Raw genomic sequence first — 16,463 nt, 5'->3', positions numbered from 1 at the left:
TTTTATCCCGCTATTAATTCTTCTATTTGTTTTTCTTCTGCAATTCGTTTTAATGCTTTTTTGTAATCAGTTGGCATTACTTTTACGAAGTGCTGTGTTTGATTTTCCCAGTCTGCCAAAATTCTCTTAGCTAATGGACTGCTGGTGTACAATGAATGGTTTTTGATCAGTTTTCTTAGTTTCGTAAGATCTTCTTCTTCCATTGGATCAAATGCAACCATTTCCATGTTACAAACTGTAGAATCGAATTTCTTGTTCGGATCGTAAACATAAGCCACACCGCCACTCATACCCGCTGCGAAGTTTCTTCCTGTTTTTCCTAAAACTACTACTGTACCACCTGTCATGTACTCGCATCCGTGATCTCCAATTCCTTCTACAACTGCTGTTGCTCCAGAGTTTCTCACACAGAAACGCTCTCCTGCGATACCATTAATATAAGCCTCTCCGGTAATAGCTCCGTAAAGGGCAACGTTTCCGATAATGATGTTGTCTTCAGGGTTGAAAGTCGCAGTAGGAGGTACTTTTACAATTAGTTTTCCTCCAGAAAGACCTTTTCCTAAGTAATCATTACAGTTTCCGTGAATTTTAAATGACAATCCGTTTGTTGCAAATGCACCAAAACTTTGTCCGGCAGAACCTTCAAAATCAACTAAAATAGTGTCAGCTGGTAATCCTTGTGCGCCATAAATTTTTGAGATTTCGTTACTCAAAATCGCACCTACAGAACGGTCTGTATTTTTGATTTTGAAGGTAACTCTCGTTTTCTCTTTTCTATAAATAGATGGAATAGCTTCTTTGATGATGTCAAAATCCAATACATTTTCAAGAGCGTGGTCCTGAGTTGTCGTATTATGATTTGGAACCGTTTTCGCTTTTTCCGGTTTGTATAAAATAGTCGATAAATCTAAACCATTTGCTTTATAATGTTTGATAGCTTTGTCTACGTTTAATTTTTGAGACTGACCTACCATTTCTTTTAAAGTTCTGAAACCTAACTGAGCCATGATTTCTCTTAACTCTTCAGCAATGAAATACATGAAGTTGATTACGTGCTCTGGAGTTCCTTTGAAATTTTTTCTCAATTCAGGATCCTGAGTTGCAATACCAACTGGACAAGTATTCAGGTGACAAGCTCTCATCATGATACATCCAGAAGCTACAAGCGGAGCTGTTGCAAATCCGAATTCTTCTGCACCTAATAAAGCAGCAATCGCTACGTCACGGCCTGTTTTTAACTGTCCGTCACATTCTAAAACTACACGGCTTCTTAAGTCGTTCAAGATAAGTGTTTGTTGTGCTTCAGCTAAACCAAGTTCCCATGGAATACCTGTGTGCTGTAAAGATGTTAATGGAGCAGCTCCCGTTCCTCCATCGTAACCAGAGATTAAGATAACGTCAGCTTTTGCTTTGGCAACACCGGCAGCGATAGTTCCAACTCCAACTTCAGAAACCAGTTTCACGTTGATACGAGCTTCACGGTTTGCATTTTTCAAATCGTAGATCAACTGAGATAAATCCTCAATAGAGTAGATATCGTGGTGAGGCGGAGGTGAAATCAAACCTACGTAAGGTGTAGAGTTTCTCGTTTCAGCAATCCAAGGCACTACTTTTTCTCCAGGTAACTGTCCACCTTCACCAGGTTTTGCTCCCTGAGCCATTTTGATTTGGATTTCTTTGGCATTTGTCAAATAGTTGATCGAAACTCCAAAACGTCCAGAAGCAACTTGTTTGATTGCAGAGTTTCTAGAATCTCCGTTAATTTCTTTCTGGAAACGTCTTGGATCTTCTCCACCTTCTCCAGAGTTACTTTTTCCACCAATTCTGTTCATTGCAATCGCTAAGTTCTCGTGCGCTTCCTGGCTGATAGAACCATAAGACATTGCTCCGGTTTTGAATTTTTTCACAATTTCTGTCCAAGGCTCTACTTCGTCAATAGAAATTGGGTCCAAATTGTTGAATTCAAACAAACCTCTAATAGTCATTAAGTTTGAGCTTTGCTCGTTTACAGCATTAGCATATTCTTTATAGCTTTCAGGGCTGTTTAAACGAACTGCCTGCTGTAATTTAGAAATAGTGGTTGGGTTAAACATGTGTTTTTCACCACCACGTCTCCATCTGTAAATACCTCCAATTTCAAGAGAAAGCAAGTTTGCAATTTTTGAATTAGGGAAAGCTTTTTGGAAACGTTTTTTAACCTCTTTTTCAACTTCCATTAAACCAATACCCTCAATTCTTGATGGAGTGTAAGGGAAGTATTTAGAGGTAAATGTTTTGTTTAATCCTAAAATCTCGAAAATTTGAGCAGCTCTGTACGAATGTAAAGTAGAGATACCAATTTTGTTCATGATTTTCACGATTCCTTTTGCAATTGCTTTGTTGTAGTTTACAACTGCATAATCTGCTTTTACTTTTGTAATGAAACCTTTTTCAACCTGATCGTGAATGATTTCGTTTACCATGTAAGGGTTGATGGCGCTTGCGCCATATCCGAACAATAAAGCAAAATGATGAGGTTCGCGTGGTTCAGCAGATTCGATGATGATTCCAAATTTAGAACGAACTTGCAAAATGTTTAAGGAGTGGTGAATGTAAGAACAAGCCAATAACATAGGAATTGGCGCTAATTGTTCGCTTACACCTCTATCCGATAAGATGATGATGTTGCATCCTTCATTAACCGCTTTGAAAGTTGCCTGAACACATTTTTCAAGAGCACGCTCTAAACCGTTAACTCCTTTTTCTATTTTGTATAAAGTAGAAATAGTAGCCGATTTGAAATCTGCGTGATCGATATTTCTGATTTTATCCAAATCCTCGTTAGAGATAACCGGATTTTGGATTTTTAATTTTTTACATTGTTTAGATTCAATTTCGAAAATATTGAAATCGCCACCAATCGCTAAACTGATATCAGTAATAATTTCTTCACGAATACCATCCAATGGCGGGTTAGTAACCTGAGCAAATAATTGTTTGAAGTAGTTGTACAACAATTGAGGCTGATCTGAAAGAACCGCCAAAGGTGTATCGTTACCCATAGAACTGATGGCTTCAGCTCCATCGCTACCCATTGGATTGATGATAGTTTTTAGATCTTCAATAGTGTAGCCAAACAAACGTTGTCTTGTTAAGAAATCTAATTTTTCAACAGGAGTAGGGTTGTTGGTATAAGGAACGCTAGCTAATGGTAACAAGTTTTCCTCAACCCATTGTTGGTACGGACGTTTTGTAACGATCGCTTTCTTAACTTCTTCGTCTTCGATGATACGGCCTTCGTTCATATCAACCAAGAACATTTTTCCTGGCTCCAAACGTCCGTGCTGGATTACATCTTCTGGATCGATGTCTAATACACCAATTTCAGATGACATAATTACGAAGCCGCTTTTTGTTAAGGTATAACGAGAAGGGCGTAACCCGTTTCTGTCTAGTAAAGCTCCAATTACGTTACCATCAGTAAACGGAATAGAAGCTGGACCATCCCAAGGCTCCATGATGCAAGCGTTGTACTCATAAAAAGCTCTTTTCTCAGGAGACATTGTCTGGTGTTTTTCCCAAGCTTCAGGAACGACCATCATCATTGCTTCTGGAAGCGAACGTCCCGTCATTAATAAAAGCTCCACTACCATATCCATAGAAGCAGAATCTGATTTTCCTTCTAAGATAATTGGGAATAATTTTTTGATATCATCGCCAAAAACAGCGCTCTGCATCAGCTCTTCGCGAGCACGCATACGGCTTACGTTTCCGCGAAGTGTGTTGATTTCACCATTATGACACATGTATCTAAATGGTTGCGCTAAGTCCCAAGATGGGAATGTATTAGTAGAGAAACGCTGGTGTACAAGCGCTAAACGCGTCACCAAGTCCGGATCTTTCAAATCTATATAATAACGGCTGATGTCTTCCGGCATCAATAGACCTTTATATATAATAGTAGTTGTCGATAAACTAGTAAAATAAAACATGTGGCTTTCAGAAGTTTTAGATCCTCTTACGGCATGTTCAGCAATTTTTCTAGCTGCAAAAAGTTTTGCATTAAATTCGTTTTCAGTTAAATCCTGTCCGTTTTTAGAAACGAAAACTTGTTTAATTGTTGGTTCTTTTTCTGCGGCGATTTCACCTAAATTTTCAACGTCAACTGGCACATCTCTCCAACCTAAAACTTTTAAGTTCTGGTCTTTGATAGTGGCCTCAAATGCATTAATACAAAAAGAAACCTGGTTTTTGCTTTTTGGTAAAAAAACCATTCCTACTGCATACTCACGCGCTTCTGGGATTTCAAAGTCACAAACTTTCTTAAAGAAATCATGAGGAATGTCGAATAAAATTCCAGCCCCATCTCCAGTTCTTCCATCAGAACTAACGGCACCACGATGTTCCAATTTAATTAAGATGTCTAATGCTTTATGAATAATATCATTTGACTTAATACCATTCAAATTACAAATAAATCCTGCACCACAATTGTCGTGTTCAAATTCAGGCAGATAAAGCCCTTGTTCTTTAACTTTCATTCTTGATATTTTTTTTACAAAAATAAAGATTTCGTTAAACATAATGTATTGAATTTATGCTTTTGCTTTCATTTTTGTTGTAATATTAGAAAAAGGGTTCTTAATTATTAATATTGTTGTTTAAAGCATTGCGAATTGATAAAAATACAATTCCACTTAAAATATATTAGGAAAAATCGTCAATGAGGTATTGTTAACGTTGAAGTTTTTGTTAAATATCAAACTTTTTGGCATTGTTGTGTTAACATTTTAGATACAATTGTTTAATCATTTTTTCTCTTTTGCTTAAAACAGCATCGCAATCTCTTTTGTTAGTCTTTTTTAATTGAAAAAAGATTTTACTTTTCAGTTGAATTTTGCTACTTTTGTCGCACTTTTATTCTGAAATAAATTCAGAACCAGACAAATTCTATATTATGAACATACACGAATATCAAGGAAAAGAAATTTTAGCGAGTTACGGAGTACGTGTGCAACGCGGAATCGTGGCTAATAATGCAGTTGAAGCTGTGGCTGCTGCAAAACAATTAACTGCCGAGACTGGAACAGGATGGCATGTAATTAAAGCACAAATTCACGCAGGTGGTCGTGGAAAAGGTGGTGGAGTTAAGCTGGCAAAAAACTTACAACAAGTAGAAGAGTTAGCAGAACAAATCATCGGAATGCAGTTAATTACGCCTCAGACTCCGCCTGAAGGAAAAAAAGTTAACAAAGTATTAGTAGCTGAAGATGTTTACTATCCTGGAGAAAGCGAAACTTCTGAATTTTATGTTTCTGTTTTATTGAATAGAGGTACAGGACGCAACATGATTATGTATTCTACTGAAGGTGGAATGGATATCGAAGAAGTTGCTGAGCACACACCACACTTAATCTTTACTGAAGAAATCGATCCTTCTGTAGGATTACAAGGTTTCCAAGCTAGAAGAATTGCTTTCAATTTAGGTCTTTCTGGAAACGCTTTCAAAGAAATGGTGAAATTCATCGATGCACTTTACAATGCTTACATTGGTTCTGATGCTTCTATGTTCGAAATCAACCCAGTTCTTAAAACTTCTGACAACAAGATCTTAGCTGTTGATGCTAAAGTTAACATCGACGATAACGCTTTATACAGACAACCAAAATATGCTGAAATGAGAGATATCCGTGAGGAGAATCCAATCGAAGTTGAAGCTAAAGAAGTTGGTCTTAACTATGTTGACCTTGACGGTACTGTAGGATGTATGGTAAACGGAGCTGGTCTTGCAATGGCAACTATGGACTTAATTAAATACGCTGGTTTTGAGCCTGCTAACTTCCTTGACGTAGGAGGAACTGCTGATGCTAAGCGTGTTGAAACAGCTTTCAGAATTATCTTGAAAGATCCAAACGTAAAAGCTATCTTAATTAATATCTTCGGAGGTATCGTTCGTTGTGACCGTGTGGCTCAAGGTGTTGTTGATGCTTACAAAAACATGGGAGACGCTATCAATGTGCCAATTATCGTTCGTTTGCAAGGAACAAATGCTGAAATTGCAAAAGAATTAATTGACAACTCTGGTATGCCAATCTTATCTGCAGTTCAATTCCAAGAAGCTGCTGACCAAGTTAAGGCTGCTCTTTCTTAATTCAATAAGAAATCAATTTATATACAAAAATCCATTCCGAAAGGAGTGGATTTTTTTTGTTTTAATTTAACCGCAAAGAGCGCAAGGTTTTTTTGTCAAGGATTGTGAATATAAACGCGAAGTTCGCAAAAGCTAGATTAAATTTTACATAATGTATTTCAATATACCCTGCGGTTTCAACCGCAGGAACGTTTAGAGATGGATTATACATTGTGTCCCCGTGGTTGAAACCACGGGTTATATTGATAATTGCTTTTTTAATTAAAAATATTTATATAGCAATCTTGATAATTTTGAGAACAAAACTAAATGTTTAAAAAAAAGTTAGCCACAGATTTTAAAGATTAACACAGATTTTATAAATCCTTTTAATCCTAATAATCTGTGGCTAAAAAAGCTTTGCAAACTTCGCGTAATCCTTTCCGTGCTTTGCGGTTAGAAAAATACTATTTCAAAACAGTTGCCAAATCTACAATTTCAAATGTAGGATCATGCGTTATAAATTCTCTGATTAATGCAGCATGACCAGCGCCAACTAAAATCATTATTTTGTCGTCTGTGCTTTCAGTTAATTTCTGAATCAACGAATACATGTATAAGTTTCTCTGATACCATTTTGCAACTAAAGAAGCTCCTGTGAAATCGTTTACACTTCCAGTTCTGTTGGCTATTTCCAAATACCATTGAATGTTTTGGTTTTCTGTTTCTTTTTTGTTGTAATAAAGCATCATATCAGTCAACGAACTTTTGATGATTCTTTGGTTATGCTGATTCTGGAAATCTTCCATTGATTCAGTGTTTTTCTTCATCAAATCTTTTTGATTGGCTTTTTCCATACTCATCATTAAACTGTCGTATGGAAAATTATTACGATAGTCCATTGCATATAATTTTTTATGATTCAGTTTTTTAGCCGTTCGTAATGCTAACTGCGTAATTTCATTGGCGTCTTTTTTAAGCAAACTGTCTGTGTTTTTGTTGTAAAATTTATCCAACTGCTCTTGTTTGCTGTATTTCCATTCGACAAATATTTTATCTGGGCCAAATTTTTTTATTTCATCTGTCATTATTTCGAGTTCTCTTTGGCTTTTCTCAGACATTACATTAAAAGTGTTTACTTGAGCAACGTCTCGGCCAGGATTTTCGTAATGAAAAGTTCCGATCAGTAATATTTGTTTTTTCTTGGTTTGAGCCACGGTTAGATTCAAGGTAAGAAAGGCCAGTAATAAAATGATTTTTTGCATGATGATTTTGTTTTTAAATTCACTACAAATGTATCGGCAGATTAAATTCTTTATTTTGTTTTTTGATGAAGGCTTGATTTCATTAGACTAACTATTGAAATTTTATTTTCAAAATGTTCGTGTAAGGTTTTCGATTATTCATCCTTAAAAAGAAAGGTTTGATATAAATATCGATTTCTTTTAAAGCCATAATCGTATTTTTGAATTCATAACTGATTTTTATGAAAATTAAAATACCGTTTTACTACCATATCATTCTTTTCCTCGGATTGTTTTTAACCTACTTCCTTTGGGATTTTGGTATAAATAACAGAATCGCAATAGTACAGCAACCTAAACTTTATTTTTGGGTTACGTCTACTTTTATGTCTTCGGTTTTTGTGGTTTATATTCTTAATTTTTATACAGTTTGTGATTGGTTTCTAAACAAAAAAAAAATTTATTTTTACTTTTTGAGTATTCCATTTTCTTTGCTGATTTTCGCAGGAATCCGTTATCTTTTTCAGGAAATAATTATGTTTCAGATTACAGGATTTCACAATTATTTTGCCGAAGCAAGGGAGGTGAGTTATTATATAAAAGACAATTTTTTCTTTGGATTGCCAGCTATTATTCTTAGTGCTTTGAGTTATTTATTCTGGCAGTCTCAATATTCGCAGAAACAAAATCAGGAATTGCTTTTGGAAAACAAAAAAGCTGAGTTTCAAATGCTGAAGGCACAGGTCAGTCCGCATTTTTTGTTCAATACACTGAATTCCTTTTACAGTCAGCTGGTTTTAAAAGATGATGAAATGGCTGATGATATTTTGGTTCTTTCTGATTTGCTTAGATATGTTATTACCGAAACAGACAAAGATGAAGCGATTCTTTCCAAGGAAATCCAGTTCATTCAAAACTATATTCATTTGCAGAAAAAACGTTTTGAAGATCAGCTGTATTTGAATTTTTCTGTTGAAGGAGCATATTCAAATGAAAAAATCCTTTCTTCGGCTTTAATTCATTTTGTAGAGAATGTTTTTAAGCATGGAAAACTGAATAATGAAGAAGAAAAAGCTTGTATCTCAATCAAAATAAAAGAAGGTTTTTTAGAGATTTCTACTTTAAATTTTAACGTAAATGGAGAAAATTATTCGTCTACCGGAATTGGTTTTGAGAATCTAACCAAAAGACTCGAATACCTGTACAAAGACCGATTTATACTCGAAAAAACAGAGGAAAATAATACCTTTAAAACCTATTTGAAAATACCGCTAAAAAACTAATCTATGGCTTTTAAGTGCATTATTGTAGACGATGAACCGCCTGCAACTAGGATACTGGAAAATTATATAGGGAAAGTAAATTTCCTTGAAAAAGTTGGGGTTTTTAATGATTCCTTAAAAGCATTAGAATTTTTGAATGCCCAAACAGTCGATGTTATTTTTCTGGATATTCAGATGCCTCAATTGACAGGTTTGCAGCTTTCCAGAATTATTTCGAAAAATATAAAAGTCATTTTCACAACTGCTTATCCTGATTTTGCCTTAGAAGGTTTTGAGCTGAATGCAGTCGATTATTTATTGAAACCCATTTCGTTTGAGCGTTTTTATCAGGCCGTTTCAAAACTGAATTCGGAGCCAAAAACAATAGTTTCTAATCAAAGTAATCTGCCAGACTTACTGTTTGTTAAAACGGATGGAAAAAATAAATTTCAAAAGATTTTTTTAAGTGATATTCTGTATGTAGAAAGTCTTCAGAATTATGTTTGTATTCATACCGAAAAGCAACAGATTATTACGCATTCTTCGTTGAAAAATGTAATTGAGTCTCTACCTGAAAATGAATTTATACAAATTCATAAATCGTATGTGGTTTCATTAAAACATATTGCATCAACCGATAATTTTTCTGTCTTTATAAATGAAAAAGAACTGCCGATAGGAGCTACTTTTAAAGACGCTTTTTTTGATACGATTGATCAGAATAAAATTTAACCGCAAAGCACGCAAGGTTTTTTATCTTTGATGCTTTAGAAAAAACCAAAGTTCGCAAAGGTAAATCAATAAGGTTTTACGAGTTTTATTTCAGCATAGCCCGTGGTTTCAACCACGGGGACACAAAGCATATCACGAAATGTATTTCTACGCTTTCCAGCGGTTGAAACCGCGGGCTATATTTGAAAATTACAACGTAATAAGAATCTTTTTTTAAAGAACAAAGTTCGCAAAGCTATACGGATAAAGCTTTGCGAACTTTGCGTTTTTCTAAAGCATCAAAGATAAAAATACTTGCGTGCTTTGCGGTTAAATCGTCCAGTTAAGACTTTTTCTTATTGCCGTTTTTGTAAACCACTTTTTCTACAACAACTGGTTTTCCATTTCCTTTCGGGAATGATTTCTTTTTAGGCTTTCCGGCAGCTGACCCCGATTTTGACGGACTTTGATCGCCTCGGTATTTTTCAGAATCTTTTGGTACAGCCTTAAATTCAGGTCTTTCCTTAGAAGTTTCTCTTTTCGGAATCTCAGCTTTATGTTTTGCTAAAACTTCATTAGGATTCTTCGGATTTTCTTTAGTTCCTCTTAAATGAATTACCAATCCGTTCAAGAAGTTTCTTAAAACCTGATCCCCACACGCAACATAATTTGGATGGTCTTCGGCTCTAAAAAAAGCACCAAGCTCAGATTTTGAAATTCTAAAATCAACCAATTGCATTATTTCAACTATTTGGTCGTCGCGAAGCATAAGCGCCACGCGGAGTTTTTTTAATATATCGTTGTTTGTCATTTTTTGTTTTTTTTTCAGGTTTGAGGTTTCAATTTTGTATTGTTGCTTCCTCAAGATTGTTTTTGCAAAGGTACATTTTTTTCAAAGTAAAAATCAGAATATTATAACGCCATTTCCGGTTCTTTCGGGATAAAATGTCTTTCCGTTTACGATTTTAACGCCGTTTGCAATATCTTCTGCAAGCAATAAAGCGCCGTCCATATCGACATAATCCAGTTCGGGAAGTAAATGTGCGATTGCCGCAATTCCAACCGATGATTCCGTCATGCAGCCCACCATGGTTTTTAAACCTAATTTTTTGGCTGCAGCAATCATTCTTCTTCCTGGAGTGATGCCACCACATTTCATCAATTTGATGTTAACGCCATGAAAATGATTATAACATTTAGCAACATCTTCTTCGCTTATACAGCTTTCGTCTGCAATTATTGGGAGCACAGAGTTTTTGTAAACCTCACTTTGGCCTTCCCAATCCTCTGCATTTAAAGGCTGTTCAATAAATTCTACATTTAGTTTTTTAAATTCTGCAGCGTTTTTGAGTGTTTCTTCAACAGTCCAAGCGCAATTGGCGTCGACTCTGAAAATCGATTTGCTGTGCTTTCTGAGTTCTTTTACAATAGAAACATCATCAGGAGTTCCGAGTTTGATTTTATAAATCGGCCACGGAAGTTCTTCCATTTTCAGCATCATATTTTCGACAGTATCGATTCCAATAGTGTAATTTGTCAGCGGATTATGATGAATATCGTAATGCCATAATTCATACAGTTTTTTGCCTTTTTTGCGGGCGTACAAATCGTTATATGCATTGTCGAGCGCACATAAAGCAAAAGGATTGTCTTGTAAGAACGGACTTATTTTTGACCAGAATTCTTCGGGTGTTTCGTTTGAGGTTTCTGTGACAAGACTTCTTATTTTCTCAATGTCTTTTTGCAGAATATCTATGGTGATATTATAATAAGGATTTGAGGTAGCTTCGCCGTATCCTGAAAAACCGTCGTCGTGTAATTCAACAATCAGTGAAGGCTGAAAATCGATTGTTTTTCTAGAAATTCTAAAAGTATGTTTAAGTTTAAGATTGTATGATCTGAGGATTAATTCCATGTTATTTAGAAAATTGCTAATGCAAGTAGCAAAGAATTGGTAAATTATTGTGAAGCGTTTTTATTCCTTTATGCTTGAAATTTAAACAATCAAAAAAGCACTATTTTGTATTTATTTTTGATTGTAATATTTTAGCTAAAAATAAGAATTTGATGAATACTGAAGCAGAAAAAAGAAGTTTACTTTTAGAAATGATCTTGTTTGCAACCGTAGATGGACATTTGCACAAACGTGAGCTTGATTTCTTGAGGATTGTAGCTAATGAACTGGGTATTGGCGAAACTGAATTTCAGGATTTATTTCATCAAGAAACCAAACCGCTTCCGATAAAATCTGAAATGCAGCGCATCAATCAGTTCTATAGATTAGCTTTATTGATGCATTGCGACGGCATACTGCACGAAAAAGAATTCAAAGCCATACAGCAGATTGCATTAGAGATGGGACTAAATCCGACTGCTGTAAAAAGAGTTTTAGAATTAATGAAAAAAGCACCTAATACGGTGCTTGATCCAAATGTTGTGGTAAAAGTTTTTCAAGAACAGCATAATTAAGGCAGCTGTTCCTGTAGTTTTTTAATGTCATCACGCAATTTTGCCGCCTGAATAAAATCGAGTTCTTTAGCCGCTTTTTCCATTGATTTTCTTTTTTCTCGAATCATTTTTTCTAATTCTGCTTTAGACATATAAGCCGTTTCTGGCTCTGCCGCTTCTGGCATAATATGTCCCAACTCATATTCTACAAGAGGGTTTTTAGTAAATGCAGTTTCGATTTTTTTGTTTAATGCTTGCGGGACAATGTTATTTTCTACGTTAAAATTAATCTGTTTTGTTCTTCTATAATTGGTCTCGTCAATTGTCTTCTGCATGCTTTCTGTAATTTTATCAGCATACATTATGGCTTTTCCGTTTAAGTTCCTTGCGGCACGGCCTATAGTTTGTGTTAGCGATTTACGGTTACGAAGAAAACCCTCTTTGTCGGCATCCAAAATAGCTACGAGTGATACTTCTGGCAAATCTAGACCTTCTCGCAGTAAGTTTACCCCAATTAAAACATCAAAAAGCCCTTTTCTTAAATCCTGCATGATTTCGATGCGTTCTAAAGTGTCAACTTCCGAATGAATATAACGACAACGTATATTTACTTTGGTCAGGTATTTTGCCAGCTCTTCGGCCATTCTTTTAGTTAAAGTCGTTACCAAAACCCTTTCGTCCAATTCGCATCGAACCTGAATTTCTTCGATTAAATCATCAATCTGATTTAAACTTGGACGGACCTCGATAACCGGATCCAATAATCCAGTCGGACGAATAATTTGTTCGATATAAACCCCGTCCGATTTTTGCAATTCATAATCGGCAGGAGTTGCAGAAACGTAAATCACTTGGTTCTGCATGGCTTCGAATTCTTCAAATTTCAATGGTCTGTTGTCCATTGCGGCAGGTAATCTAAAACCGTATTCCACTAGGTTTTCCTTTCTGCTTCGGTCGCCTCCGTACATGGCATGAACTTGAGAAACCGTTACATGGCTTTCGTCAATTACCATCAAATAATCACTCGGAAAATAATCTAATAGGCAGAAGGGCCTTGTTCCGGCTTCACGTCCGTCAAGATAGCGAGAATAATTTTCAATTCCGGAGCAATAACCCAATTCGCGAATCATTTCCAAGTCAAAATTGGTTCTTTCCTCCAGACGTTTAGCTTCCAAGTGTTTTCCTATTTCCTTAAAATAATCCACTTGTTTAACCAAATCCTGCTGAATTTCCCAAATAGCTCCTTGCAAAACTTCAGGAGAAGTCACAAACATATTGGCAGGATAAATCGTAAGTCTTTTATATTTTTCGATTACTTGAGAAGTTTTGACATCAAAAGATTCAATTTCTTCAATTTCATCGCCAAAGAAATGAATTCGGTAAGCATCGTCAGCATAACTTGGATATACTTCAACAATATCACCTTTTATTCTGAACGTTCCCGGATTAAAATCGGCCTCAGTTCGAGCATATAAACTCTGAACAAGACCGTGAAGTAATTTGGTTCTAGAAATGACCTGATCACGATAAACTTCGATGACATTTTTTTTGAATTCCGTCGGATTACCGATACCGTACAAACAAGAAACCGAGGCCACTACCAGAATATCTCTTCTACCAGAAAGCAGAGACGAAGTGGTGCTTAAACGCATTTTTTCGAGTTCTTCATTAATAGACAAGTCTTTCTCGATGAAAACTCCTGTTACTGGCATAAAAGCTTCGGGCTGATAATAATCGTAGTACGACACGAAATATTCGACAGCATTGTTCGGGAAAAATTGTTTGAACTCAGAATACAGTTGCGCTGCAAGTGTTTTGTTATGTGCTAGTACCAAAGTAGGTCTTTGCACCTCTTGAATTACATTGGCAACCGTAAATGTTTTTCCGGAGCCGGTAACTCCTAATAAGGTTTGGTATTTTTCTCCGTCGATTACACCTTGAGCCAGTTTTTGTATGGCTTGAGGCTGATCTCCTTTTGGACTATATTCTGAGGAAACTTGAAATTTCATTTTGAATGCTGAAAATTAGTTCTGTAAAGATACGAAGTTTGAATTCGAATCTAAAAAATTAATGACAGCATCATTCGTAATTTTAGATTGATCGATAGTCAAAAAATGACCTGCATCTTTTATGATTTTTGTTTTGCATCTGGCTAAATATTTTTTTGCTCTTTCTAAACTTTCTTCAGAATTAATAACGTCTTTGTCTCCAATTACAACTAAAACAGGATTTTGAATCATTTGCAATTCTTTGTCTGAGAAAGGAGTCATTTTGAGCATGCTAGAATTTGATTTAGCGTATTTATTGGCCAAATAAAATTGTCGCTTGTAAATGGGACTTATTTTTTCGGGATGCGTTGAAAAAGTCGATAATGTTTTTCCAAATTTCTTTTCGTTAGGAAAAAGTTTCAGCATCAGGGCCGAAGAAGTCTTACCGAATTTATCAATAAATTTAAAGGTTTGCGCTGGACTCAATAAAACAACTTTGTCTATTGAATTGTTTTTTTGGGTTGCCAGTAATGTCGCAATCCATCCGCCTCGTGAAGCTCCGACAATATCAAATTTCTTTAATTTGTAATGGTCGAAGATTTCGTTGTACCAAGTCACAATTTCTTCAGATGAAAGCGGTTTTGCTGTCAAATTCGATTTGTTTGGCTCCATGATAAAATCGATGGCGTAAATTCTATGGTTTTTGGATAAAGATTTGATATTAGGATACCACATGGTAGAGCTGGCGTCCATTCCGTGAAGCAAAACCAGGTCTTTTCCGTTTTTTGGACCCGCAATAATAACATGAGCGGTTCCGAAACTTGTTTTTACATTTTCTTCCGTATAAGGAACGTTCCAAAGCTTTAAAGATTTGTCGTAAGCGTTTTGGTATTTGACTTCTTCGCTTTTGGTTTTAAAAACATAATCGTCAAATTTTGCTTTTTTTGTAGCACAGCTTGCTACTAAAAAAAGGACAACTGCTAAGCGTGAATATAGTTTTAACATGGCAAATAAAATTCAGTTTTCAACTTAAAGTTACAATTATCGCAGGCGGAAACCGTATCAGAATTTTATTTTAAAATATCATAATTATAAGGTTGTGTTGCTCTTTGAGGTTAGATAATATACCTGCACCAACGCTAAAATTGCATTTGGAATAATAACAGGTAAAAGCCATTGACCTAAATCTCTGTAATCATTTAAAAATATGCCATAGATGACAAAGGAGATACAGCCAAACATATTAATGAGCCTAATTGTTCTGAGATTTTTCAGCATAAAACCTCCAACAATAAATACAGATGTGAGATAACCGATATATTCTGCCATGATTTTGATTTTTAGTAGTTTACAATAAATGTAACGAAAGTAAATTACAAAATCACAGTTGGGTTTTGAAAATCAGTGTTTTATACGAACCATTTTTGTTCTTGTTTATCATCTAAAAAACTCCAAGCCACAATACGGCTATTTTTCTGACCTTGCGACATTTCAATTGTTTTTATAGTAAAAGCATTAACTTTCTTTAAGGTTTTATAAATCGCTGAGAGATTTTCTTTTTTAGAAACCAAAGTCGTAAACCACAATACCTGTGAAGTGTATTTGGCACTTTCGTAAATCATTTGTGTAATGAATCCGATTTCGCCGCCTTTGCACCATAATTCTGCATTTTGTCCGCCAAAGTTCAAAACAGGATTTGTATTTCTTTTTTCCTTCTGATTTAGATTAGAAACTTTTCGAGATGCACTTTTATTGGCTTCTTCTGCAGAAGCGTGAAAAGGAGGGTTGCACATTGTGAAAGCAAAACGATCTTCTGGAGTAATAATATTTTTGAAAATAAATCTAGGTTCCGTTTGTTGCTGTAGGCTAATAGAATCAACCAATTGTGGATTGGCTTGGATGATTTTCGAGCAGTTTTCAATCGCTTTTTGGTCAATATCAGTTCCAACAAAACTCCAATTATAGACGGCATTCCCTAATATCGGATAGATTAAATTAGCGCCTGTTCCGATATCCAGACCTAAAACTGTGGGGTCAGACGGAATAATTCCGTTATTGGATGTTGCCAGCAAATCGGCGATATAATGGATATAATCTATTCGGCCCGGAATTGGCGGACACAGATAATTGGGTGGAATATTCCAGAAATTAATATTGTAATATGTTTTCAGTAAAGCCTTGTTGAGCACTTTTACAGCTCCTGGATTGGCAAAATCAATAGTTTCTACTCCGAATTTGTTGATTGATAGGTATTGTTTCAATTCCGGACAATTCGAAATTAGATTTTCGAAATCATAACGGGAACGATGAAGATTTCTTGGGTGTAAATTGCTTTTTTCGGAATTGTCTTTTGCTTTCATTTCTATTGATTTCGGTGCAAAGATAGGTATTCCATTTTTGGAATAAGAATTCCGAAGGAATGAGAAATTTTGTAGCAACGGATTTAATCCGTTGAATTAGGATAATGGATGGAAAAAAGTTCCTTGGAAACGGCTCAATTACGTTGGTTGTTATTTACACCGGATTGAAATCCGGCCTTACAAAATTGTTTGAACCTAATGGCTTTAATGCTTTCAATCAAATTCCGTAAGAATGACGTATTTTGCAGCATTATGAAAACGATTGCCCTAGCCCTGATGGAAGCGGTATCCTTTTTCTGGCTTCTTTAGCCAGGAAAAGATATAGCGGACAGCAGGAAATA

At 35.6% G+C, this 16,463-nt stretch carries 12 protein-coding genes; 4 read left to right on the top strand and 8 right to left on the bottom strand.

All coding sequences use genetic code 11. From position 1 onward, the window contains the following. Positions 1-2: 2 nt before the first annotated feature. Positions 3-4,520, bottom strand: a complete 4,518-nt coding sequence (gene gltB / locus E0W73_RS05655) for a glutamate synthase large subunit (RefSeq protein WP_135221117.1) — start codon at positions 4,518-4,520, stop codon at positions 3-5. 416 nt (positions 4,521-4,936) lie between these two features. Here gltB and sucC point away from each other — a divergent pair, with 416 nt between their 5' ends. Next, positions 4,937-6,130 carry an ADP-forming succinate--CoA ligase subunit beta gene (gene sucC / locus E0W73_RS05650; RefSeq protein WP_091131042.1) on the top strand — a complete coding sequence of 398 codons (1,194 nt, stop codon included), beginning with the start codon at positions 4,937-4,939 and terminating at the stop codon, positions 6,128-6,130. Between the two features lie 446 nt (positions 6,131-6,576). Here the strand turns inward: sucC and E0W73_RS05645 are convergent, their stop codons facing one another. Then, entirely contained in the window at positions 6,577-7,374 is a 798-nt protein-coding gene (locus tag E0W73_RS05645) for a DUF5694 domain-containing protein (RefSeq protein WP_135221116.1), read from the bottom strand. 221 nt (positions 7,375-7,595) lie between these two features. Between E0W73_RS05645 and E0W73_RS05640 the strand changes: the two genes are divergently transcribed. Both E0W73_RS05640 and E0W73_RS05635 read left to right on the top strand, forming a co-directional pair. After that, positions 7,596-8,636 (top strand): sensor histidine kinase, encoded by a 1,041-nt coding sequence (locus tag E0W73_RS05640; RefSeq protein WP_135221115.1) that lies wholly within the window; start codon positions 7,596-7,598, stop codon positions 8,634-8,636. Between the two features lie 3 nt (positions 8,637-8,639). After that, positions 8,640-9,347, top strand: a complete 708-nt coding sequence (locus tag E0W73_RS05635; RefSeq protein ID WP_135221114.1) for a LytR/AlgR family response regulator transcription factor — start codon at positions 8,640-8,642, stop codon at positions 9,345-9,347. A 322-nt stretch (positions 9,348-9,669) separates the two neighbouring features. Here E0W73_RS05635 and E0W73_RS05630 read toward each other — a convergent pair whose 3' ends face one another. Next, complete coding sequence (locus E0W73_RS05630) at positions 9,670-10,137, bottom strand: DUF1456 family protein (RefSeq protein WP_135221113.1); 468 nt, start codon at positions 10,135-10,137, stop codon at positions 9,670-9,672. Positions 10,138-10,230: 93 nt separating this feature from the next. Beyond that, entirely contained in the window at positions 10,231-11,241 is a 1,011-nt protein-coding gene (locus E0W73_RS05625; protein ID WP_135221112.1) for a dipeptide epimerase, read from the bottom strand. A 152-nt stretch (positions 11,242-11,393) separates the two neighbouring features. On the opposite strand from E0W73_RS05625, the gene E0W73_RS05620 reads away from it, so the two are divergent. Beyond that, entirely contained in the window at positions 11,394-11,795 is a 402-nt protein-coding gene (locus tag E0W73_RS05620; protein ID WP_135221111.1) for a TerB family tellurite resistance protein, read from the top strand. On the opposite strand, the gene uvrB is transcribed toward E0W73_RS05620, so the two are convergent. The 4 genes from uvrB to rlmF form a co-directional block, all read right to left on the bottom strand. Beyond that, positions 11,792-13,783, bottom strand: a complete 1,992-nt coding sequence (gene uvrB / locus E0W73_RS05615; RefSeq protein ID WP_135221110.1) for an excinuclease ABC subunit UvrB — start codon at positions 13,781-13,783, stop codon at positions 11,792-11,794. The two genes, E0W73_RS05620 and uvrB, sit on opposite strands and share 4 nt — an antisense overlap. A 15-nt stretch (positions 13,784-13,798) precedes the next feature. After that, a complete protein-coding gene (locus E0W73_RS05610; protein WP_135221109.1) occupies positions 13,799-14,767 on the bottom strand; it encodes an alpha/beta fold hydrolase in 969 nt (322 codons plus the stop codon). 84 nt (positions 14,768-14,851) lie between these two features. Beyond that, positions 14,852-15,091, bottom strand: coding sequence for a uroporphyrinogen decarboxylase (locus E0W73_RS05605; RefSeq protein WP_135221108.1), 240 nt, complete (start codon positions 15,089-15,091; stop codon positions 14,852-14,854). Between the two features lie 80 nt (positions 15,092-15,171). After that, complete coding sequence (gene rlmF, locus E0W73_RS05600) at positions 15,172-16,122, bottom strand: 23S rRNA (adenine(1618)-N(6))-methyltransferase RlmF (RefSeq protein WP_135221107.1); 951 nt, start codon at positions 16,120-16,122, stop codon at positions 15,172-15,174. Positions 16,123-16,463 lie beyond the last annotated feature (341 nt).

It is taken from the genome of Flavobacterium foetidum, assembly GCF_004634245.1.
GTDB classification, from domain to species: Bacteria; Bacteroidota; Bacteroidia; order Flavobacteriales; family Flavobacteriaceae; genus Flavobacterium; species Flavobacterium foetidum.
This window is presented reverse-complemented; position numbering and strand designations above follow the sequence as displayed.